The organism is Affinirhizobium helianthi, assembly GCF_042680945.1.
GTDB classification, from domain to species: Bacteria; Pseudomonadota; Alphaproteobacteria; order Rhizobiales; family Rhizobiaceae; genus Neorhizobium; species Neorhizobium helianthi.
The window spans coordinates 224464-247561 of sequence record NZ_JBHUEQ010000015.1; the positions used below are offsets into that span (position 1 = coordinate 224464).

11 protein-coding genes are annotated in these 23098 nt (G+C 58.7%); 1 reads left to right on the forward strand and 10 read right to left on the reverse strand.

What is annotated here, in order from left to right:
- Positions 1 to 287: 287 nt before the first annotated feature.
- Together ACFSE1_RS08670 and ACFSE1_RS08675 are read right to left on the reverse strand one after the other, a co-directional pair.
- The gene (locus ACFSE1_RS08670) at positions 288 to 890 is read right to left on the reverse strand and encodes an FMN-dependent NADH-azoreductase (RefSeq protein ID WP_377399363.1); all 603 of its coding nucleotides are present in this window, start codon (positions 888 to 890) and stop codon (positions 288 to 290) included.
- Between the two features lie 55 nt (positions 891 to 945).
- The gene (locus tag ACFSE1_RS08675) at positions 946 to 1428 is read right to left on the reverse strand and encodes a DMT family transporter (RefSeq protein WP_377399366.1); all 483 of its coding nucleotides are present in this window, start codon (positions 1426 to 1428) and stop codon (positions 946 to 948) included.
- Positions 1429 to 1507: 79 nt separating this feature from the next.
- On the opposite strand from ACFSE1_RS08675, the gene ACFSE1_RS08680 reads away from it, so the two are divergent.
- A complete protein-coding gene (locus tag ACFSE1_RS08680; RefSeq protein WP_377399369.1) occupies positions 1508 to 2416 on the forward strand; it encodes a LysR family transcriptional regulator in 909 nt (302 codons plus the stop codon).
- Between the two features lie 256 nt (positions 2417 to 2672).
- Here the strand turns inward: ACFSE1_RS08680 and ACFSE1_RS08685 are convergent, their stop codons facing one another.
- From ACFSE1_RS08685 to ACFSE1_RS08720, 8 genes are all read right to left on the reverse strand, one after another.
- Positions 2673 to 3983, reverse strand: a complete 1311-nt coding sequence (locus ACFSE1_RS08685; RefSeq protein WP_377399372.1) for a TRAP transporter large permease — start codon at positions 3981 to 3983, stop codon at positions 2673 to 2675.
- Positions 3983 to 4522 carry a TRAP transporter small permease gene (locus ACFSE1_RS08690; RefSeq protein WP_377399376.1) on the reverse strand — a complete coding sequence of 180 codons (540 nt, stop codon included), beginning with the start codon at positions 4520 to 4522 and terminating at the stop codon, positions 3983 to 3985. The genes ACFSE1_RS08685 and ACFSE1_RS08690 overlap by 1 nt, the downstream gene beginning before the upstream one ends.
- Before the next feature lie 83 nt (positions 4523 to 4605).
- The gene (locus tag ACFSE1_RS08695) at positions 4606 to 5640 is read right to left on the reverse strand and encodes a TRAP transporter substrate-binding protein (RefSeq protein ID WP_377399379.1); all 1035 of its coding nucleotides are present in this window, start codon (positions 5638 to 5640) and stop codon (positions 4606 to 4608) included.
- A gap of 246 nt (positions 5641 to 5886) precedes the next feature.
- A complete protein-coding gene (locus ACFSE1_RS08700; protein WP_377399382.1) occupies positions 5887 to 7239 on the reverse strand; it encodes a chloride channel protein in 1353 nt (450 codons plus the stop codon).
- A 176-nt stretch (positions 7240 to 7415) separates the two neighbouring features.
- On the reverse strand, positions 7416 to 7646 hold the full coding sequence (locus ACFSE1_RS08705) for an acyl carrier protein (RefSeq protein WP_377399385.1): 231 nt from the start codon (positions 7644 to 7646) through the stop codon (positions 7416 to 7418).
- Positions 7647 to 7653: 7 nt separating this feature from the next.
- Positions 7654 to 8622, reverse strand: coding sequence for a ketoacyl-ACP synthase III (locus ACFSE1_RS08710; RefSeq protein WP_377399388.1), 969 nt, complete (start codon positions 8620 to 8622; stop codon positions 7654 to 7656).
- Positions 8623 to 8632: 10 nt separating this feature from the next.
- Complete coding sequence (locus ACFSE1_RS08715) at positions 8633 to 14914, reverse strand: type I polyketide synthase (RefSeq protein WP_377399391.1); 6282 nt, start codon at positions 14912 to 14914, stop codon at positions 8633 to 8635.
- Complete coding sequence (locus ACFSE1_RS08720) at positions 14911 to 23040, reverse strand: SDR family NAD(P)-dependent oxidoreductase (protein ID WP_377399394.1); 8130 nt, start codon at positions 23038 to 23040, stop codon at positions 14911 to 14913. Before ACFSE1_RS08720 ends, ACFSE1_RS08715 begins: the two co-directional genes overlap by 4 nt.
- Positions 23041 to 23098: the final 58 nt, after the last annotated feature.

Below are 23098 nucleotides of genomic sequence, written 5' to 3' on the forward strand. Positions count from 1 at the left end.
GCAGCAGTCTCATCGGACGAGGGGAGGATACCGCTTTCCGATCCCATGCCAAAAGTCTTTGAAGAAAATTTATTCTAAAAATGCATGGTCATATGCTGGTGGCTGAATATATTGCCTGGCTTTAAAATACATTTTAGAAGATTCTTGTCTCAAATTGTCGAAGTTGCCTTCGACATCAATGAAAATAGAGATACACCAAAAGAGTGTCCAGTAAAAAAATACACGTAAAAATACATTCTATTCGGCTAAATCAGAAGGCAAAGGTCCTGTTGGCTGAAAGCCTCAGCTCAGCCCGCTGCATGGAAGGGGTCAAGGGCTGATATAGGCTGGAAGGCAGTCGCCCTGCCGCATTCCCGGTGGGCGTCGCTGATCGCGAGGCCTTCTGCCACCACGACATCGAGACATGTGACACCGATGAAGGCAAACAGAGAGCGAAGATAGGCTTCAGCATGTTCCGATGCAGCCAGAGATGCTCCTTGCCGGTAGATGCCACCGCGTGCGACGGCAAGGATCACCCTCTTGTTGCCCGCCAAGCCTTCCGCGCCATTTTCCGTATAGCGAAATGTCTTTCCGGCGATCACGATCCGGTCGATCCATGCCTTGAGTTGGCTCGGAATGGTCAGATTATAGAATGCGACACCGATGACGATCACATCGGCGCTCAGGAACTCATTCAGAATGGTTTCACCGAGCGCGATATCCCCCAGGACATCCGGCCCAGCAGCCAGATGTGCAGCGGTCAGATGTGGAACTGGATCGGTAGCGAGATCACGATAGGTTACGTCCATCATGGGATGGAAGTCCTGCAGTTTTTGAACAGCAGCTTTGGAGAGGGTGCGGCTCACTGAGCGCTCGCCGAGAATGCTGGAATCAATGTGAAGCAGTTTCATGGCTGATCCTTCTTGATGTGCCTGTCTTGATGCGCCTGTGAAGATTGCGGATGGTTCACGAGCCGGTCGCGGGTTTGACCGCCGATACCTGCAACTGCATCACGATGAGGCCGAGGAAGATCAGGGCGAGGCCGCTCAGGCGTGACCACGAAACGGGTTTTTGCGGAAGGCCAACAAGTCCCCAGTGGTCGATGATGATCGATGCCAGCATTTGTCCGGCAATGGCCGCCATGACAAATCCCGCAGCACCCAGTTTAGGCGCGAGCATCAGCGCGCCGGTGATATAGATCACGCCGACCACGCCACCGATCCAAATCCATCGGGGGGAATGCGCAAGATTGGACCAATTGGGTGCGCCCACCTTCGCCAGCGCCATGATGGGCAGAATGCAGGCGAAGCTGACGCAAAGAGATAGGAGCGTACCCCAGAGTGGATGACCGAGCGTTCGACCGAGGACCGCATTCGCGCCTGCCTGAAACGGAACAACGGCACCAGTGACGATAGCTGCGAGGATAATGAGAAGAGAATTGGCTTGCATGTCGCACCTCCATGCTCACCACATGCAGTATTTGCTTTGTAAATGAAAATTCCAATATAATATGACGAATATGCATGAGATGAATAAACTCCGCGGTATAGACCTCAATCTGCTGGTGGTGCTTGATGCTCTTCTGGCTGAACGGCATGTGTCCCGTGCAGCTGTCCGGCTGAATATGAGCCAGCCAGCAGTCAGCCACGCGCTGTCGCGCTTACGGCATCTGTTCAACGATCCCCTGCTGATACGTCGAGGCGGACAGCTTTTGCCGAGCGCAAAGGCGCTGGAAATTGCACCATCGCTGAGCGAGGCCTTGCGACAGGTGCGCGAGTTGGTGGAGCCGGGCGGTTTTGATCCTGTCAGGGAGAGGCGCACTTTCCGTCTCGCAATGTCGGATTATGGCTCTGCCGTTGTCTTGCCGGGCCTGGTCAAATTGCTCCGCCTTCAGGCGCCTGGAATTGATCTGGCTGTCACGCAATCAAGCAGAGAAGCCATGCTTCGCCTCGTCCTCGATGGGGAATGCGATCTCGCCTTGGGGGTCTTTCCCGATTTGCCAGAGCGGCTGGACGCGGAGCAGCTTTTTCTAGAGCATTTCGTATGCCTCTCAGACCGGGAGGCCATGCGCGGTGAGGATCGTCTGGATATGCAAGCCTACCTGTCGCGGCCGCACGTTCTGGTTGCTCTCAAAGATGAAGCAAACACCGAGATCGATAGGGCCTTGCAGGCCGTCGGTCATGCGCGCCGCGTCGCTGTTACACTGCCACATTGGGGAAATGCGCCGCGATTGATCTACGGAACGGACCTCCTGCTGACCGTTGCGAGCAGATCCCTCGCTTTTTATGAGCACGATCCGGCCCTCGTCACGTTCGAGCCGCCGTATTCGATTTCGCCTTTCCCCTTCGTTCAGGTTTGGCATGAACGGCGCGCCGCAGATCCCGGGCATCTGTGGCTGCGCAAGGCAGTGGCCAGCGTCTCGCGCCCTGCCGCATGAGAGATGAGAAGTCTGCCTCCGTTTGGCAGTCCGCCAAGTTCCGCGGCAAGCGGATAAACCAGATTGGATCCGTCTGCTGTTGGATTTCAGAGCATTTGCCTGAGAAAAGTGCGTAGCGGTGTTCCGTCCGGAAACGCGTAAAATACAAAGAGTCAGAGCCTTGTCGCGTTTCTGTTAGATACCAAAACGCTAGAAGGATTTAGCCGCCCCAACCGGGGCTGGGGCGGCTTGTCCATTCAATTCTGAGCGGAACCGATCAGATCAAGAAGGTCGATATGATCGGAAAGGCCGTGAGAATAATGATGCGGAGAAGGTCGGCAGATACGAAGGGTACAATACCACGATAGGTGTCGCGGATTGGTACTTCACGTGACATGGCGGATATGATGAAGAGATTGAGCCCAACCGGCGGTGTAATCATGCCGATCTCAGCCACCATCAACACCAGAATGCCGAACCAGATGGCGAAGTGCTCCGGGCTCATGCCGAAATCCATCGCGGTGACAATCGGGAAGAAGATTGGGATGGTGAGCACGATCATGGACAGCGAATCCATGATGCAGCCGAAGATGATGTAGAGTGTCAGGATAATGATCAGCACCGTCATGGGCGAGAAGCCCTGTGCTGTTACCCATTCCGCCCCCACCTGCGGCAGGCGGGAGAATGCAAGGAACGAGTTGAAGACGGTTGCGCCGAGCACGATGAAGAAGATCATGCCCGTGGAGACGGCGGTTTCCTTGAAGCAGGCCAGCAGGGACCGTCGATCAAGGCCACCGTTCTTCCAGGCCACCAGTCCGGCACCGGCCGCACCAACAGCGGCAGCCTGCGTGGGGGTGAACCATCCCAGATAGATACCGCCGACCACGAGGAAGAAGATGAGTGCGACGGGCCAGACAGCAATGATGGCCGGGATACGCTCCCGCCAGGGAACGCGCGGAGCCTGTCCTGCGCTTTCGGGTTTCAGGCGGACATAGATGGCGATGACGACGAAATAGGAAATGGCTGCAATAATGCCAGGCACAAAGGCTGCGAGAAACAGCTTGGCGATGTTTTGCTCCGCCAGAATGGCATAAATGACGAGGACGACGGAGGGCGGGATGAGAATGCCGAGCGTTCCGCCTGCGGCCAGCGTTGCCGTTGCAAGCCCGCCCGCATAGCCGTGGCGTCGCAGTTCCGGCAGTGCAACCTGAGCCATGGTTGCGGCTGTTGCGAGAGACGAGCCGCAAATTGAGCCGAAGCCTGCGCAAGCGCCAACAGCAGCCATGGCCACCCCACCCTTGCGGTGTCCCAGAAATGCTGCCGCAGCATTGAACAATGATTGGCTCATGCCGCCACGCGCCGCGAATTGTCCCATCAGCAGGAAGAGCGGGATGATGGAGAGCGAGTAGTTGACGTTCGTTGCCCAGATCACAGATTTCAGCTGCGAGAGAATTGGTGTCCAGCGGTCAACCACCAGATAGGTGCCAACGACGCCGCAAGCCAGCATGGCAGCACCGATGGGAACGCGCAGAAAAATGAGAAGGATCAAGACAGGGAATGACCAGAGGCCAATTTCAATACTGGTCATCAGTGGGCTCCCATGGCCGCAACAATTGTCTTTTTCCGGCGAATATCGCGAATGTCCGCTGCCACCACGAAAAGGCAAACAATAACGTTCACAGCCAGCAGCGCCATGGCAATGGCATAGCCCCACCAGATGGGCAGGAGCAGCAGTTGCGTGGTTTCGCCGTTTTCAAATTTGTCCAGCAAGCCGACGCCATGTCGCCATGCGAGCAGGGAAAACAGAAGAGCGATAATGATGTCGCCGATCAGCTGAGTCATATTCATGGCCTTCGGCCCGAATGCACTCATCACGAGATCGACACCGACATGCCCTCGCTTGAGTTGGCAGAAAGGCAGGAAGCCGAAGACGGCAAGGCCGCACAACACTTCCACCAGTTCGATTTCTCCGGGAATGGGGCGCAGTGTCACCGAGCCGATGATGGACAGCCCTGTCAGGAGACAGGCTGCAACAAGGCACAGGCCGCTAAAGGCAACCAGCGCGACGGATAGACGTGAAATGATGAATTCGAGCCGGTCGAAACCGGAGCTTGTTTGAGTGGTCATGAGAGGCCCCAAATGTTCGGGCGAACGTCAATAAAAAGCTCCGGGCGCCATGCGCTGCATGGCGTCCGGACAGCTGAGGGAAATTATTTGGTATTCTGTTGGATCAGGTCCACGGCGTCCTTATAAAGGCCGGAGCCGTTCAACCCCTTGCCGTCCATTTCGGCAATCCAGTTCTTGGTCACCTTCTCGCCAAGGGCCTTCCACTTTTCAGTTTCTGCCGCGTCGAGGGTGATGGTCGTGTTTCCAGCCTTGTCTGCAATCGCCTTGCCGTTGACATCGCCCTGATCCATGACCATGCCGAACTTACGGGCCAGTTCCTTGCCAGAATTGTTGTCGATCACCTTTTTGAGGTCATCTGGCAGCGCTTCATAGCTATCCTTGTTCATGGCAAAAATGAAGGCTGCGGTGTAAAGGCCGGTCTTGCCGGAAAATTGCGTGTGGTTCGGTGCAAGCTCTGCAATCTTGATGGAGGGCGTCACTTCCCACGGCACGACTGTACCGTCGATGACGCTCTTGGAAAGCGACTCGGGAACCGTGGTAACCGGCATGCCGACAGCCGCAGCGCCCATGGCTTCCAGCATCTGGTTGACGACCTTGGACGTGCCACGAAGCTTCAGGCCCTTCATGTCATCCAGCGATTTGATCGGCTTGGAGGCGATGGTATGCAGAAGCCCCGGACCGTGTGTGTGAACCGACAGGACATGAAAATCCTTGAACTCGTCCTGCAGATGCTTCTGATAGTAATCGTAGAAGGCAACGGAGGTCGCCTCTGCCGTTGTAACCATGAAGGGCAGTTCGAAAGCTTCCGACTTGGGGAATCGGCCTGGCGTATAGCCAACCAGCGTCCAGATCATGTCGACGACGCCGTCCTTCGCCTGATCGACAAGCTCGCCGGGCTTGCCGCCCAATTGCATCGACGGGTAAATCTCAACCTCGATCCGGCCTCCCGAATCTGCCTTGATCTTCTCCGCCCAGGGGGTGAGCACCTTGGAGGGGATCGTTGCCTGAGGCGGCAGGAAATGATGGAGCTTCAAGACGACATCGGCAGCGGAAGCAGAAAAGGCACTGATGGCCAAAGCGGACGCCGACAGTCCGGCGAGCAGGATTTTGCGCAACATAAACTCCTCCCAGAGTTATTGATAAACCTCAAAACACAACGCGTGCTGGCTTTGGCGTGACGGTGGAGAACCTCCATTCTCCCATCTTGCGATGCGTCGCTTTCGCTTTGGCACTGCGTCCGATCGTTTGCGATGCTTACAGATGCCGCCCGGAGCGGCAAATAAAAAGTTTCCTCTCTCCTATAACTTTTTCTATATGAGTCGGCCAATCAAGGCTCCGCAAGCCGCTCCCGGCCTATTCCCCACCTATTCAAGGGGTGTTTCGCTCCTGCGCTCGTTGCGATAGCGGCGAATGGCCTCGGCTAGGAAGGGGCGTGACAGCCCATGGTAGAGTGGTTCAGGAGAGATGAGACGCGAGGTAATATAACCAAGCATTGAAGCAGCCATGATTGGAATGACCGCTTCATGGTTGCCCGTCATTTCAATGATGATGACGAAAGCTGTCATGGGAGCCTGCACCACGCCAGCAAAATACCCCGCCATGCCGAGGATTGCGCCCAAGGCAATGTTGCCGCCAAGAGCGGATGCGATTGTGCCGCCCAGGCTGACGCCGACCGTGAGGGAGGGGGCGAAGATGCCGCCGGGAATGGCTGAGGCCATTGAAAGAAATGTGGTGGTGAACTTTTCCAGGAAAAAGAGAGAAGAGGGCGCCTCCCCCGACAGGATGCGTTGCGATTGCTCATAGCCTGTTCCAAATGTCTCTCCACCGGAAACAATCCCGATCAGGCCGACGGCAAAGCCGCAGCACAGCGCCACCAGCATCATTCTTTTCAGCGGATCTGGCTGCGCCCAGCGGCGAATGCGTCTGGCCGCTGCCAGAGCGGCTGTGCTGAAGGCTGCGCCCAAGGCACCGCCCATCAGGCCGCAGGTCAGAACAAGCAGCCAATCCATGCCTGTCTCGGCACCGGCAGATGTTGCGCCGAAATAGGTATAGCTTCCAACAAGGCCAAGTGCTGCGAGACCTGAGAGAATAACGGCGGTCAAAACCAGCCCGTTGGAACGGCTCTCAAAGCTTCGGCTCATTTCCTCTATGGCAAAGACAATGCCTGCAAGCGGAGTGTTGAAAGCTGCTGCAATGCCAGCTGCGGAGCCCGCCAGGATCAGACCTCTTGCCTGCACCATTCCTCCGATGCGGCCGCTGGCAAGCATGAGTGCTGCACCGACCTGAACGGTCGGCCCTTCTCGTCCTATGGATGCGCCACAGAACAGGCCAATGATTGTGAGGAGGATTTTTCCAGCTGCGACCTTCAGGGAAAGGAGCCAGTTTCTGGCGCCGTCATCCTGCAAATGGCGAGCGGCAATGGCTTGCGGAATGCCGCTTCCTTGCGAGTTGGGAAAAAACCGGATCGCCAGAAAGGTGCAAAGCGCAAAACCGAGGGGTGTCAGTACCAGCGGGGTAAGGAAGGAGACACTGTTGAAGGAAAGAACGGATTTGAACAAATGTTGGGCCAGATCTGCCGCCTTTGCAAAGCCGACGCTCACCAGGCCGATGCCGATTGCGCCCATCCAGAACACGATCCTTGGCTTCCATACGCTCCAGGAACCACGCATGACACGCGAACGACGAAAGAAACGGGTGCGGCGATAGACGGGAGGCATAGCAATTTCCGGGATGGGCAGACAGCCTTTGTAAACGCCTATGAGGTTGGAGTTGCAACCTATTAATCCGCTTTGGCAGCAAAAAGTGCCAAAGCGGTGTCTTGTCTGTTCGAAGCATTCCGCAGCCAGAAAGGGCTTCGTCCGGACCTGCTCCAAATGATCAGGGACGGTCTGTCTCAGTCTTTCTGATCAAGAAATTTCTCAATGTCTTCAAGTGTTCTGAGAGAGGAAACCTTTGCCGTGGGAATAGGGGTGCCGAATTCTCCCTCTATGGCGAACAGGAAGGTCGTCATATCCAGACTATCAAGCCCCTGCCTTTCCAAGGGCGATGATGCGTCGATCTTTGAGACGTCGATACTGGAAAAATTATTCTTGATGATGTTGAGGAGGATTGATCGATTGCCCATGTCAATATTACCTTTCTACTCTTTCTAAAATAGCGACAGACCAGCTGAAGCCGATCCCGAAGCCGCAAATGAGGATGCGCTTCTGGTGAGAAGCCATCACCTGCTCCAAGAGGAGCGGTATCGATGAAGAGACCGAGTTGCCGATGCTGGCGGCTGCGAACGGGGCCATGTCGGATCCGATGTTCAACTTTGAACGAAGCGCGTCGACGACATACAGCGAGGCCTGATGGAAAATGATCTGCGAAAGGTCTTGGAGACCAAGCCCGTTCCGTAAGAGAATCGTTTCTATGGCGGCTGGAACGCAGTTCATGACATTCATGGAAACCTGGCGACCATCCATGAAAAACCGGTCTTCGCAGGTCAGGCAATTGAAGCTGTCGGGGAGTGTGCCGAATAGGGCATCGCGGAGGCGATAGCCCCGATCTCCCTCTCTCGAAACAAGCGTTGCCGTGGCCGCATCGCCGAAGACCATTGCCGTTGCAGGGTCATTCTGATCCACGATTTCGGAATAGGGGTCGCATGTCAGCAACACCGCATTCTTGGTGCCAAGCGTGGTCATCCAGCCGTTCACCGCCGCCAGACCTACCGCATAGCCTGCGCAGCCCTGCGAGATGTCAAATGTCGCGCAGTGCCGCGAAAGTCCGAGCTTATGATGAACGATGGCCGATACATGCGGGATCTTTTGATCCGGATTCTGCGTCACCACGGCAAGAAGATCGATCTGCGCCCTGTCCAGCGGATGTTTCTGTTCGAGCTTTTCGAAGGCACGAACACACATGTCGCTGGTTTTCATCGATGCGGGTTTGACCGCGCGGGCCGTGAAACCGAGCTTCCTTTCGATAAAATCACGGTCCTTGCCGAAGCGCTCCCCGAGCGTGACGTTGGAGATCCTGTTCTCGGGAATGAACGAACCCATCGCGGTGATCAGCGGCCATGGGCTCTGTTCCAAGTCCGTCAGCTGGTCATTTACCGTCATTGGTACCACCTCACCCTGCATCTTTCATGGCGCGACGCAATCCGTGGGCCGTCGCCATCTCTGCCAGTTTCGCGGCGGTTTCGGCCACGTCTTCCCGCAGAAGCGTGAAATGGCGCCCCGGCACCGTCACGCGGCTGGCGAGTGCCCCCCAGGGTTCAGCCCAATCTTCCGGTGGAACATCCGTCAGTCCATCCCGGGCCTGAATGAGGCAAAGGGGAACCTTCAGGCTCTTGGGGCTCCAGGAATTCAGGAAAAGATCGAGATACCAGGCCATTGCGGTCAGCCCCGCATCGTCCTGTGCCGTTAACAGCCCCGCAGTTCGTACCCATTCGGATAAAGCGTTCTGCATCGCTTCATCCGTCATGAAGCGCGGGTGGAAGGTATCGATCAGGATCAGCGATTGCATCTTGTGAGGACCGGCTTGCAGATGCTCGGCTGCCGCATAGGCGGCAAGGCCGCCGGTGGAAAAACCGGCTAGTGCAAAGGGACGATCACCAGCACATTCCCGCACCGTCTCAGCCAATGTCTTCCCGAGTGCTTCAACACGCGCCGGCAGAGCTTCATCTGCGCAATAGCCGGGAAGCGAGATCGCGGCGACATCGAACCGTCCGGCAAGTGTGTTCGCAAGGCGGCGATAGGTGTAATCACCGAGTGAGGGTATGAAAGAGTTCAGGCATATCAGCAAAGGTGCCTCGCCAGACTCATTCAGCCACACAGGCTGTGGCCCGCCATCTGCCGGCAGAGCTGCCTCGAACATTGGCCGAAAGCCGGCGGCGCCCTTCAGGATTGCCCGCCCCTCCGCGCTGCGTCCCTGCTCGATTGCATGCAACATCATGCGGCCTAAGCTTTCCGGAGCCGATTGCTTTGGCGGTTCGGATGCATCGGCTATCGACTCGGTGCTGCTCTTCCTCAGCCCTTTTGCCTCAAGCTCCTGCTTCAGGAAGGTCGCAAGCGATCGAGGAGTTGAGTGATCGAATACAGCGGTTGACGGCAGGCTCAGTCCCATCAGGGTCGAGAGCTCCGCTACAATCTCGATGGAAGTAAGTGAGTCGAAGCCCAGAGAGCGAAATTCCGTGTCGGTCCCAATGGAGGACGGATCTGGATTGCGCAGAACCTTGCAGGCAAGGTCCCGGACCGTCTGCAAAAGGAATGCCAGTCGGTTTCCCTCGTCCTGTGAACTGTACTCGGTCTTGAAGTCTTGGCCTTTTGTCCGGGGACTGGAATGCGCCAACAAGTTTGAGAGTAGTGCGCTTGGCGAAGCCGTTGCCAGTCTGCGCAGATCGAAGCGAGCCGGTAGAAGCAAGCCTTGCTCTGCACCCTGTTGCGGTTGAAGAGCGGCAGCAATTACGCCCAGGCCATAATCCGCAGATATCATCCGGTAGCCGGCGCTTATGACGGAGGCCAGTCTCTCTGCTCCAAGCTGATCGCCCATCTCGGTGCTGTAATCCCACATTCCCCAAGAGAGCGAGGTCGCGGGGAGACCGAGACTGCGTCGGTAGGCAGCCAGTGCATCAAGGAAGCTATTGGCCGCACCATAATGACTTTGATCCTTTAGTCCGACGACCCCGACTGCGGAAGAGAACAGGATGAAGGCATCCAGCTGCATGTCCCTGGTGAGATCGTGCAACGCCCATGCAGCATCGACTTTCGGGCGCATGACTTTGGTGACAGCATCAATGGTCAGATCCGCGAAGGAGACTGGTTCTGAAATACCTGCCGTATGGATCACCGCCTTCAGGGTGCTCCTCGTGGAGATGCGGTGTAGCAGGCGTTCCAGCTCATTTCTGTCCGCAACGTCGCACTGCTCCACAAGGATTTCCGTGTCGGGACTCGAAAGCTCCAGCAATGACACAAGGCCGGGCGCTTCTGCCCCACGGCGGCTGGCCAGTACGATGCGTTCGTAGTGCCTGGTCTGTGCCAGATGGCGCGCGACCAGCGTACCCAGAGAGCCCGCGCCCGTTATAAGCGCCGTGCCTGTTCCACGGCCTGGCTGTGCTGCCTCGGATGCAGTTGCCATTGGCAGGGACTGAACGAGATCATGCTTGGCAAGGCGTGCGGCGAGAAGCTGGCCATTGCGCACTGCCAATTGCACATCGCCTTCTTGGGCTGCCGTCCATGCAAGCGAGACCGCAGCTGCCGGATCTGCGCCCGGCTCAAGGTCCAATAGGACAATGCGCTGGGGGTGTTCCCATTGGACGCAGCGCAACAATCCCCAGAGCGGTGCTTGCGTGAGATTGAGCAGGGCTCCCTTGCCCGTGATATCGACGGCATTTTGCGTGACAACAAAAAGAGGCAGGGCTTGTGTAGCAGGCTCTGCGAGCCAGGTCTGAACGGCCCGTACCACGGCAAGCGTCATCTCCAGCGCGTCGTCGGCGTTCTCCAACACTCGCTGCGGGCATAAAAGCGCCGCACAGGCGAAGGCTCCGGCATCGAGACCGCGCAAGGCCTCGGCCATGTCTGAGACGATCCTGTCACTGGGTGGCCCGGACAGTAAGCCGCTAGGCTTTCCATCCGGGGTAATCCAGCAGGTGGCGGGATCCGTCTCCTCGCCAGATCGGGAAATGGCAGGCCACTCCACCCGATAGACCGGAAGCCTGTTCGCCTTCCTTGAGCCGGAATCGGCTGCACGCAGCACGATAGAGGCGATCTCGGCCACTGGCACGCCAGCGTGATCGGCGATCCTGACCGAATGCTCGCTATGTCCATTATCCGGCACCTGGCCGGATTTCAGGCGCACACAGGCGCGGATGCGCTCTACCTTGCTTCGATAAACCTGCAATCCACCGATGGAAAAAAGCTGGCGGAAACCGTCTATGGGTGCCGCCTGTAGCAGGGACGCCTGCAACCCCGCATCCAGAAGGGCGGGATGGATAAGGAAACTGGGCTCTCCAGCTTGCTCATCTGAAAGGGGCATCTCTGCCTCGATATAGATATCCTGCCCCTTGCGCCATGCGCTGGTGATCAATTGGAAGGCTGGCCCCAAATGAACGCCATGCTCTTCAAGCTTTCCATAGAGCGATTGATGCTCAATGAGGTCTGCCTGTCTTGGCGGCCATTGCGCAAGATCCAGCCATACGGATGGTGCGCCTTCGGCGGAAAGGAGACGTGCCGTCGCATGTCGGTGCCAATTGCTTTCGCCGTCATTATATCCGTCGTCGTCCTTTGCTGCCAATGCTCGAAAGTAAACGTCCACCGAAGCAGCGCCGTCCGATGGCGCGCTGATCCGTAGCTGGATTTCGACGTCACCGTCGTGCGGCAGCGGAAGGTTTTCCAAAAGCACGAGGCTATCGAGCCGGCTCAACCCGATTGTCGAACCCGCTGCCAGAATAAGCTCCGCCGTGGTGGCGCCAGCATTGATCGCAACGCCTTCAATCGCATGATCCAGCATCCAAGCATGGGCGGTTGCATTCATCCGGCCGGAGAAGATAACGCCCTGCCGATCGGCAAGTTCGATCCCTGGATGCAGGAAGGGATGAATAGTCGGTGTCCGGTCGTGCCCGGTGCCGCCCGGCGTGAGGGTTTTTGGCTTGTACCAGAAGCGCCGGCGCTGGAAGGCGTAGGTGGGTAGATCGACGCGCCGGGTCGTCGTGTACAGCTTTGCCCAATCGACAGTGTGCCCCCGCACATGCAGGCTCGCCAGGGCACTTGCGAAAACACGGGCGTCGTTGCGGTTCCTTCGCATCACCGCAAGCGTGTGCATCTGCTGCCCATCTTTCTGGCGCAGCGTCGCCAGACTGGATTGCGCCAGCGTTGCGAGTACAGCATCTGGGCCGACCTCGACATAGGCCGTGACGTCCTGGGCATGCAGAAATTGAACCGCGTCGGCATAACGGACGGGAAGCCTTGCCTGCCTTGCCCAGTAGCGGGGCGAGCGCGCCTCCTCATCCGTCAACAGCGCGCCTGTGACCGTGGATACGATCGGCATGGTTGGCGCAGCCAGAGAAAGCGACGCGGCAAGACGGTGTAGTTCCTCGACCACGGCTTCGATATGTGGAGAGTGAAACGCGTGGCTCACCTTGAGCTGCGAGATGCGCACGCCGCGCTTCTTCCACTCTTCTGCGAGTGAGAGCACCACGTCCGTATCACCGGAAATGACGATGGAGTTCGGCGCGTTGATCGCTGCTATGGACACCTGGTTCTCCAGCCCGGCAAGCGTATCGAGTACCTGAGCCTCGGTTGCTTCTATGGCAAGCATCTTGCCCGGGCTTTCGATGTCCTGCATAAGGCGACCGCGCAAGGCAACGAACCTGGCAGCATCCGCAAGCGCAAATATTCCGGCAATATGGGCTGCGGCGACCTCGCCAATCGAATGGCCGCAGAGATAATCCGGTTTGACGCCAAGTTCTTCCAGCGTGCGATAAAGCGCAACTTCGATGGCAAACAGGGCTGGCTGGGTGAAATCCGTGCGGTCGAGCAGTGCAGCCTGCGGCGAGCCTGCTTCCGCAAAGATGACATCGGCCAAACCCTGAGGCAGATGGGGATCAAGTGCGGCGATGATTTCATCAAGGTGACGGGTAAAAGCCGGTAAGTGCTGGGAGAGTTGCCTGCCCATGCCAGCCCATTGCGATCCCTGTCCGGAGAACAGGAAGGCAGAGGTTGTCGAGGCGGCTCTCACGCCCTGCGTGAGCCCGCTTGCGGTATCTGCTTTTGCCAGGGCCTCCAGTGCGGCAATCAATTCCTCTCGCGCTGAGCCGATACAAACGGCGCGATGATCGAAATGAGTTCGCCCGGTCGCCATGGACGCGCAGACAGTCGCGAGATCCTCTTGCGTGGAATGGGTGAGATAAGTTGCCATCCTCGCGGCTTGCGTCTTCAACGCGGTGGATGTCGTTGCGGAAATCGGCAGCATATAGGGAAGGCTGGCTCTCTGCGTGTCGGGGCCTTCCGCGTCCGCATCCTGACGTTGCTCCGGAGCCTGTTCCAGAATCACATGGCTGTTGGTGCCGGAAAAGCCGAAGGAGGAAACCGCAGCACGGCGCGGACGATCTGCGTCTGGCCATGGTCTTGCGTCGTTGAGCAGGGATACCGCACCGGCAGACCACTCGATTTTTGACGAGGGCAGGTCGGCGTGCAACGTCCTGGGCATGATCCCGTGTCTCAGGGCCATCACCATCTTGATCAGACCCACCACACCGGAGGCTGCCTGTACATGTCCGACGTTGGACTTCAGCGAGCCCAGCCATAGCGGCCTGTCTGGCGGCCTTTTTTGCCCATAGGTGTTGATCAGTGCATTGGCTTCGATCGGGTCTCCTAGAGCGGTTCCGGTTCCATGCGCCTCAACGATGTCAATGTCGGTGGTGGTCAGGCCCGCATTTTTCAGAGCCCTGGCAATGACTTTTTCCTGCGCGGGGCCGCTGGGTGCTGTCAGTCCATTGCTGGCCCCATCGTGGTTGATGGCGCTGCCGCGAATGACGGCAAGAATGGGATAGCCAAGCTTGAGAGCGTCCGAAAGCCGTGCCAGCAGCACCATGCCAACGCCTTCCGAAAAGGCGGTGCCATCGGCGGTCTCGGAAAATGCCTTGCAGCGGCCATCGGCGGCCAGACCGTTCTGACGGGCAAATTCGACATACACTTCCGGCGAGGCAACGATGGTCGCACCGCCTGCAATGGCCAGTGAGCATTCTTGCGCTCTCAGCGACTGGACCGCCATATGAACAGCCACAAGCGACGAGGAGCATGCTGTATCGACTGTGACAGAGGGACCATTCAGGCCGAACGTGTAGGAAACACGCCCCGATGCCATGCTCGACAGACCGCCCTGCAATCGATAGCCATCCAGCTCCGGAGCCCGGTCGTAGATCTGCGGCACATATGCCTGATAAGTGGTGCCGATAAAGACCCCGGTAGAGGTCTTCTTTAACGATCCCGGCAGGATGTGGGCGTTCTCGATCACTTCCCAGGTCGTTTCCAGCAGCAGCCGGTGCTGCGGGTCCATTGCCATGGCTTCACGGTCGGAAATACCGAAAAAGGCCGCGTCGAACGCATTGGCATCCTCAAGAAAGCCGCCCTGCCACATGCCGGGGGTATTGCGCGTTTCACCCCGGTTTTGCAGCAGCGCGTCAAGCTGCCACCCTCGATCCAATGGCAGTGGCCCAATGGCATCACCGCCGCTTTCCACCAGATCCCATAGGGCGTCAGCATTCGTCACGCCGCCCGGCAGGCGGCAGGAGGTGGAGAGAATGGCAATCGGCTCCCGCGAGGCGTTTGCCAGCTGTCGGTTCAGGCGCTTCAGATCTTCATTGGCCATCAGGCTGCTGCGCAGGGCCTCACTCAACTGCTCGATCTTGTTCACAATAATTCCTCCACCTGCTTCGAGGTGGCAAGCTTCAGAAGCTCGTCCACGCTGGCTGACTGAATTTTGTCGAGAGTCTGGGGTTCTTTCTCGAAATGTGGCCCTTCCTGCCCGGAGGCCAGTTGCAGGAGCGTCTCCAGAAGACCGAGCCCGCGCAATCGGCTGAGGGGAATGGAACTGATCCTGGAGCGGATTTCGGCCTCCTCGGATTCGCTCGGCGCTTGCTCCTGTGCTTCCTCATCTGCCTGCGTGTCAGGGAAGAGGCGCTCGACCAGATGCTCCGCAAGAATTCGGGGTGCAGGAAAATCGTAGATCAGCGTTGCAGGAAGACGAAGGCCAAAGGCCATGTTGACCTGATTGCGCAATGACAGGGCCATCAACGAGTCAATGCCAATGTCCTTGAAGCTGTCCTCCGCCTTCAGTTTGGCGCCTTCGCCAAGACCCAATGTGGCGAGCGTTTGTTGCGTTATCAGCGCCTCGACCTTTTTCAGGCGTGCGGGAGATGCAAGTGTTTTCAACTCCCGCATCAGGTCCGCCGCCTTATCGGCCGCGCTGCGGCCACGCCGCAGCGAGTTGGCACCGACAAGCCCCATCAGCAAGGGATGCAGCACGCCGATATCGCGGTTTTCATCCAGCGTTTGCTGGTTGAAGGGCGAAGCGGCCAGGGCCGGGAAGGGCGAGTTGATCGCTGCATCCAGAAGCGCATTGCCATGCTCGACGGTAATGGGAGCAAAGCCCACGCGGGCAATGCGCGCAGTATCGGCTGCACTGAAGGCGCGCGACAGATTTGTGACAGGTCGCCACCAGCCCCAGCCGAGCGATGTGGCGGGCAGACCGAGACGCCTGCGTATGATGGCGAGACTGTCCAGGAATGTGTTGGCTGCCGCGTAATTGCCCTGTCCGGCATTGCCCAGCACCCCATTGATCGAAGAGTAAAGGGCGAAGACGGCGAGATCCATATGTTTCGTCAGGTCATGCAGATGCCATGCGGCATCCACCTTCGGCGCGAATACCTTGCCGATCTGTTCCGCCGTCAGATTGGCGATGGTCGCATCTGCAAGCACGCCCGCCGTATGGAAAATGCCGGTAAGTGGATGCTGGGCCGGGATTGCGTCGAGCAAGCTTTTGAGCGCCGTCGGATCGGCGGTATCGCAAGCCTTGATGTCAACTTCGGCACCATGGGCCTGCAGCAATGACCGCACGGATTCCGCATCCGGTGAGGCTGCGCCACTCCGGCTGACAAGCAGCAGGCGTTTGACACCATGGGCCGTTACCAGATGCTCGGCCAGAAGTGCACCGAGCGTTCCCGTGCCGCCGGTGATCAGCACGGTGCCTTCCGGGTTAAGTTGCTGCGGCATGGTCAAGACGATCTTGCCGGTGTGGCGCGCCTGTTGCATCATCCGCAAGGCGTCCTGAGCCTGCTGGATCGCCACCGCCGTCAGCGGCAATGGTTGCAGAGCACCTTGCGCGAAGAGGCGCATCAGGGCGTTGAAGATCTGCCCCGTCTTCTCAAAGCCGGATGTGACACCCCAATCCAGATAATGATATGCAATCTGCGGATGGCGTTCGCGCACCTGCTCCGGGTTTCGGACATCGGTCTTGCCGATTTCCACGAAACGGCCACCCACAGCCATGATCTCCATGGTTTTGTCGATGAACTTGCCCGCAAGGCTATTGATCACCACATCCATACCCGCACCGCCGGAAACCCGGCGGAACTGCTCGGCGAAATCCAGATTTCGTGAATTGGCGATATGATCTTGCGGTATACCGAGCGCCCGCAGCACAGGCCATTTCTTCGGGCTGGCCGTAACAAAGATTTCGGCTCCGAGATATCGGGCCAGCTGGATGGCTGATTGGCCCACTCCCCCGGCTCCGGCGTGGATCAGCACCCTTTCGCCCGGTTTGATCTTTGCCATTTCAACAAGCGCATAATAGCTGGTGACGAAGGCGATGGGCACGCTTGCCGCCTGGGCAAACGACCAATGGGCCGGAAAATGCGACGCCATTCTGGTATCTGCCACGACTTCTGCGCTGAAGCAGCCCTCTGCCATCACCACGACCCGGTCGCCGGGTGCAAAACGATCGACGCCGGGACCAGCCTCGACAACGATACCTGCCGCTTCGGCCCCGAAATCATGTCGCTTGGCCACCAGGCCCATGGCGCTGGCCGTATCGTAGAAATTCAGTCCGGCGGCGCGCACCTCGACCCGGATCTGTCCATGAGCAAGCGGCGCTCTGCCCCGATCATTCGAGACGACATCCAGCGCCTCGATGCCTTCGCCATGGACGAGATCAAGCCGCCAGGATGCCTCATCGACAGGAACTGACAGGAGCGGCATGGCATCGATGCGTGTGAGGGATGGAGTGAACAACATCTTGCCGCGAATGGCGACCTGTGGCCGCCCGGTGCCGAGAGCCGCCTTCAGGCTATCGCCAAGATCGGCCAATTGATCGACATCGATCAGAATGAAGCGGTCTGGCATTTCGTTCTGCGCGCTGTGTATCAGGGACCAGGCCGAGGCATGGGCCGGATCCGGCACTTCGTGCAGGCTGGTTGTCACCGCCCGCTGGGTCAGGATCACCAGAACGCTGTTGGCCAACGCCGTGCTCTGGCTGAATTGCTGTAACTGGCTCAGCACGGTCTCGTTCAGCGAGCGCGTTCTGAGTGGAAGGTCAGCGGCTTCCATTTGCGGCAGGGTCCAGACAATTGTGGAAGGTGGCGTCTGTGTCTCGTCCAGTTCCTCAATTCCGGCGCAGGCGGCAAAGCCGGGCAGGGAAGCCAGAAGCGCATCGGCAGGTTGAAGCAGGACCAGCTTCTCCAAGGACGCAATCTCTGCTGCCGGTTTTGCGGCGGCTGGAAGTGGGCTCCAGATCAGTTCCAGCAGGTCCCGATCGGGCCTTGCTTTCGCTTTCCCACGCAAGGCCTCGCGGTTGGCCGGGCGCAACGTCAGCTTGTCAATCGCGATGACCGGAGCGCCCTTCTCATCAAAGGCGCGAACCCGGATGCTTTCCGTGTCCGCCATCGTCAGCCGCACTCTCAGCCGCGTAACTGCATCTCCCGTGCAAGTCACGCCGCTCAGGCTGAATGGCAGGCGCAAGGCATCTGCACTATCGGCCTGCCAAGGCAGGGCAATGGGTTGCAAAGCTGCATCCAGCAGAGCCGGATGCAGGAAATGCCCGCCGGGCTTCAGCCCTTCCGGAAGCTCCACCTCGGCAAATAGCTCTTGTCCGGCACGCCAAAGTCTCGTCAAGCCGCGAAAGGCCGGGCCATAGTCATAGCCGGCAAGGGCAAGGCGCTCCCGGAATGCGACGAGATCCTCTTCCCTGGCACCGACCGATGGCCACGCTTCGTCCAGAATGTCGAGCTTATCGGCCGCGGAGGCCAATGAGCCTGTTGCATTCAGTTCCCAATCGGCGGGCGGCTGATTGTCTTCTTCAACGGATTTGCGCGAATAGAGAGATACGGGCCAGAAACCGTCTTCCGTCCGGGCGTCCACGCGAAGCTGGATGTCCAGCATGCCCGTTTCCTCAAGCACCATCGGCGCCTGGAGCACCAATTCCTCAATGGCGGATGCTCCGAGTTTCGCCGCTGCTTCCAGCACCATGTCCACATAGGCAGAGGCAGGAACCAGAACGACACCGCCCGCACCGTGATCGGCCATCCATGGCTGCGATTTGAGCCCGACCCGTCCGGTCAGGACCACACCCTCCTGGTTCGGCAGGTCGATGATGGCGCTCAACAGGGCGTGCTTGACGACACGCTGTCCAGCCGCGGCAACATCTTGTGTGGCTTGGGCTGGAAGCCAGTAGCGGCTGCGCTCGAAAGGATAGGTCGGCAGGCAGGCCAGCTTGGCATCAGGAAAGAATGCGTGCCAGTCAGGTTCATGCCCGGCGGCGAAAAGCCGCCCCGCTGCCTCCGAAATTGCTGCCTTGGCAGAAAGCGTCCGCTTCAATGTCCCGATGGCGATGATCCGCGTTGGGGCGAGATCGGCGGTTTCCTCGATGGCGGGTAGCAGGATGGGTTGTGGACTGCATTCCAGGAAGGTGACATTGCCTTCAGCGGCCAGATGCGAAATGGTGTCGACGAAACGGACGGGATTGCACAGATTGTCACCCCAATAGGTGAGGTCCAGCTCTTCACCGGAAAGCGGCTTTTTCCCCGCATGTCCATCGACGGTGCTATAGAGGTGCAGTTTGGCGCGTTGCGGCACGATCTCGCCCAAGCGCTGATTCAGCGTTGGGCAAAGCACGCGCAATTCCGGGGAATGTGCCAGCACATCAACCGCAATACGCTTCGCATAGATGCCTTCGGCCTCGCACAGTTGAAGCAATACGGCCATATCTTCCGCACTGCCGGAAACAACCGTGGAACTGGGGCTGTTGAAGACCGCCGGATTGATGCTGCGCCCGGATTTTTCAATCAGCGTTCGCGTGCGTTGCTCGGAAAGGCCGATGGTGGCCATTGTGCCAGCGACGGGAGCCTCTGCCAGGGTTTTGGCTCTCAGCGCCGCCAATCTCGCAGCGTCGGCGAGGGTCAGCGCCCCGGCAATGTGCGCGCCAGCAATTTCTCCGAAGGAATGACCGACAATCGCATCAGGCACTATGCCGAGGGATTGCCATAGACGCGCCAGTGCGACGCTGACTGCAAACAATGCGGGCTGAACGACATCCACCCGCAGGGGAGAGGGGGCGCCTGCATCTCCACGCAAGGCAGCAAGCACAGACCAGCCCGTATGGGGCAGGAGCGCGCCATCCACCTCGTCCAGCGCCGCGCGAAAGGCCGGCTGCGTCTCATAAAGTTCCATGCCCATGCGGGGCCATTGCGCGCCCTGTCCGGGGAAGACAAAAACGAGCTTGCTCGGCGCCGGAGTATTGTGAACGGCAGAGGGGTGGTCAACTCCCTCCGCGATGGCCTTCAAGGCTTCTGCGATTTCGCTGCGTCCGCTGCCCCAGACGGCACCGCGCACCGCAAAGCGGCTGCGACCCGTGGCAAGGGTGAAGCCTGCATCGACAAGATCAAGCGTCTCGTCCTTGTGGATGCGGTCATGCAAGCGTCCAGCCTGCTCCCGCAGGGCAGTTGGTGTCTTTGCCGACAGTGGCAGTAGAAGATCATGCGGGATCGGGGTTTTTGGCGATACGCCGCCCTTAAGCACCGGTGCTTCCTCCAGAAGCAGGTGGCCGTTGGTGCCGGATACGCCGAAGGAGGATATGGCGGCACGCCGGGGACGGGACTGTCCGGCTTGCCAGGATTGCGGCTGCTCCAGAAGTTTCACCGCGCCGCGTGACCAGTCGATAGCATCGGATGGTCTGTCGATGTGCAGGCTGCGCGGTAATCTGCCGTGTTGCATGGCCAGTGTCATCTTGATGACGCTCGCAACGCCTGCCGCGGCCTGCGTATGCCCCAGATTGGATTTGATCGATCCGAGCAGCAGCGGCTGTGCCTGTTCGCGCCCCTGGCCATAGGTGGCAATGATGGCATCCGCCTCGATTGGATCGCCCAGTCGGGTGCCGGTGCCGTGTGCATCGAGCGCATCCACATCTTGAGCGCTCCACCCGGCGCGCGCCAGTGCGTGGCGGATGACCCGTTGCTGGGCTGCGCCATTGGGCGCGGAAAGCCCATTCGACGCTCCATCCTGATTGACGGCACTCCCGGCGATAATGGCCAGAATTTCCCGTCCCTCGGCCAAAGCGGTAGAGAGGCGCTGCAGGACAAGAACACCCGCACCTTCCGCCAGACCGACGCCATCGGCGGAGGAGGAAAACGCCTTGCACCGACCGTCGGGCGCAAGGGCCTGCAACCGTGAGAAATCGATCAGCACGCCCGGCGTGGACATGACGGTGGTTCCACCGGCAAGCGCGATAGGGCAATCATTGTTGCGCAGGGCATCGCAGGCAAGATGGATGGCTGTCAGGGATGAGGAGCAGGCGGTATCGACGCTGAGTGTTGGCCCCATGAGGCCCAGCACATAGGCAAGCCTGCCGGACGCAACGCAGGCAGCCGTGCCCATGTAGCGATAACCGGACATATCTTCAGTCGCCTGTTCGATGGGAGGACCGTATTCCTGCGGCATGATGCCGACGAACACGCCTGCGTTCGATCCATGAAGAGTGGCGGGGTCAATACCTGCGCGCTCAAGCGCCTCCCAGCTTATTTCCAGCATCAGCCGCTGTTGCGGCTCCATGGAAAGTGCTTCACGCGGCGCAATACCAAAGAAACCTGCATCAAATTCACTGGCATTGTTCAGAAAGCCGCCCTGCTGCTGATAGAGCTTGCCCAGACGGCCAGGGATGGGGTCGTAAAGACGAGAACCGTCCCAGTCGCGATCCTTCGGCAAGTCGCCTATGGCGTCGCGCCCTTCGTCGAGCAGGGCCCACAGGGCTTCCAGCGTGTCGATGCCGCCAGGATATCGGCAGGCCATTCCCACAATGGCAATGGGTTCATTGTCGTCAGCTCTGCCAGTCGGCCTGATAGCAGAGGCGGGGATGACTTCTTCTGCCAGACCGAGCTCGATGCGCAATTGAGCAGCCAATGCCAGAGGTGTCGGGTGGCTGAACACCGCCGTTGCGGAGACGTCAATTCCCAATGCGGCGGTCAAGGCCTCGGCCAATTCCACCAAGGCAAGTGAAGTGAAGCCGATCTCCAGGAATTTGTCTGTTTCGGATGCATATCCGTGTCCCAGAACTGCCTCGGTTTCGCGGGCAATCAGATCGAGCAGGAAGGCTTTTTGCTGTGTTTCGGAAAGCGCTCGCAGCGCATCGGCTTCAACAAAATCTTCCCCAGAGAGGGCCGAGATCGGCTGCGGCTGAGTGGCGCTGCGAGATGTTGCAGAAAGGTCTGTACCCATCGCTGCCAGCTCGCTGTCGGACAGGACCAGCCGCAAAGCTTCATCCCAATGGATGGCCGCACCGTTGACGTAAGCATGGGCGAAGGATTGTATCAGACTGTCTCTGTCATCCAGCCGGCTATCGAGTGTCGGCACAGCCGCACCCGTAACCTGCATGGATTGAAGAACCTGCTGGATAACTGGTGTCAGAACCGGATTGGCCGTGACTTCGATGAACAAGCGGTGTCCGTCATTGACCAGCGCTCGAATGGCCTTTTCGAAGTAAACAGGCTCCCTCAGCGTGCTGAACCAATATTGTGCGGTTAAATCATCTTCGGACAGAGGTTTTCCCGAGACGGCGGAGTAGAAGCGGGACGTCATCCGGCCACCGGGCCTGGAGGGAGCCTGTGCCTCAATCGGCCCACGCAGATATTCAACCAGCGGAGTATGTCCGGCAACAACGCCCCCGGGGATGGCCCATGTCCAGAAGCCCTTTTCCTCCAGCACAGGTGCAATTTCGGCGATTGCCTTTGCCTCGCCGCAAATGGTGACGCCATCTGGGCTGTTGAAGGCGCCGAGGAAGAGGCGATTTTTCCATGGCTCCAGAAGCGGAGCGATCCGCTCCGCCGAAGCCGAGACGGAGATCATTCCCCCCTGTCCCTCTATCGGGCCGAGTTGCCGCATCCACAAATCGATGAGATTTGCCGCGTTCTCGCCCGTCAGCGCTCCACAGGCATGGGCTGCGGCAATTTCTCCCACCGAATGCCCGACAGTCGCGCGCTCTGTGACACCGAAAGCGCGCCAGACATTGGCCAGTGCCGAAGGAACCGAAAAAAGCAGTGGCTGAACGCTCTGCAAGTCTTCAAAGGCACGATCCGTCAGCAGTTCATCGACCAGATTCCGATGGAGAAGGGGATTGAACAGGTCGCTGTAGTGCTGAAAATGCTGCCTATAAACCGGTAGATGGCGAAGAAGGTTGCCGGTCATGCCCGGCCAGGTCAAGCCAAGCCCCGGAAACACAAACACCGGCTTTTGCGCGGTACCCTCTTCGCCAACAAGGACATTGCGGGGCGAGCGGCCCTTGCTGAGTGCTGTGAGGCCGCGAACGAAACCCTGCCGATCCTTCGCGAGAACCGCGCCCCGGTGCTTTCCATGCCGTTGACGGATCGTGTTGATGGCAAAGGCTTGCAAAGCTTCGTCGGTTGTCGCTTCGAGTGTGGCAAGTGTGTGCTCGGCGGCGGCAACCAGTGCGGCTTTGCTATCGCCGGAGATGATCAGGGGAAGTGCGTTTTTGAACATGCCTTGAATGCCCTAAGCTTGAAAATAGGCGGGGACATGCGGCGTCCCAATGAAAATA

Bases quoted from the DNA above. Each gene is read 5' to 3' on its own strand.
- ACFSE1_RS08670 (WP_377399363.1), bottom strand. From the start codon at position 890: ATGAAACTGCTTCACATTGATTCCAGCATTCTCGGCGAGCGCTCAGTG.
- ACFSE1_RS08675 (WP_377399366.1), bottom strand. From the start codon at position 1,428: ATGCAAGCCAATTCTCTTCTCATTATCCTCGCAGCTATCGTCACTGGT.
- ACFSE1_RS08680 (WP_377399369.1), top strand. From the start codon at position 1,508: ATGAATAAACTCCGCGGTATAGACCTCAATCTGCTGGTGGTGCTTGAT.
- ACFSE1_RS08685 (WP_377399372.1), bottom strand. From the start codon at position 3,983: ATGACCAGTATTGAAATTGGCCTCTGGTCATTCCCTGTCTTGATCCTT.
- ACFSE1_RS08690 (WP_377399376.1), bottom strand. From the start codon at position 4,522: ATGACCACTCAAACAAGCTCCGGTTTCGACCGGCTCGAATTCATCATT.
- ACFSE1_RS08695 (WP_377399379.1), bottom strand. From the start codon at position 5,640: ATGTTGCGCAAAATCCTGCTCGCCGGACTGTCGGCGTCCGCTTTGGCC.
- ACFSE1_RS08700 (WP_377399382.1), bottom strand. From the start codon at position 7,239: ATGCCTCCCGTCTATCGCCGCACCCGTTTCTTTCGTCGTTCGCGTGTC.
- ACFSE1_RS08705 (WP_377399385.1), bottom strand. From the start codon at position 7,646: ATGGGCAATCGATCAATCCTCCTCAACATCATCAAGAATAATTTTTCC.
- ACFSE1_RS08710 (WP_377399388.1), bottom strand. From the start codon at position 8,622: ATGACGGTAAATGACCAGCTGACGGACTTGGAACAGAGCCCATGGCCG.
- ACFSE1_RS08720 (WP_377399394.1), bottom strand. From the start codon at position 23,040: ATGTTCAAAAACGCACTTCCCCTGATCATCTCCGGCGATAGCAAAGCC.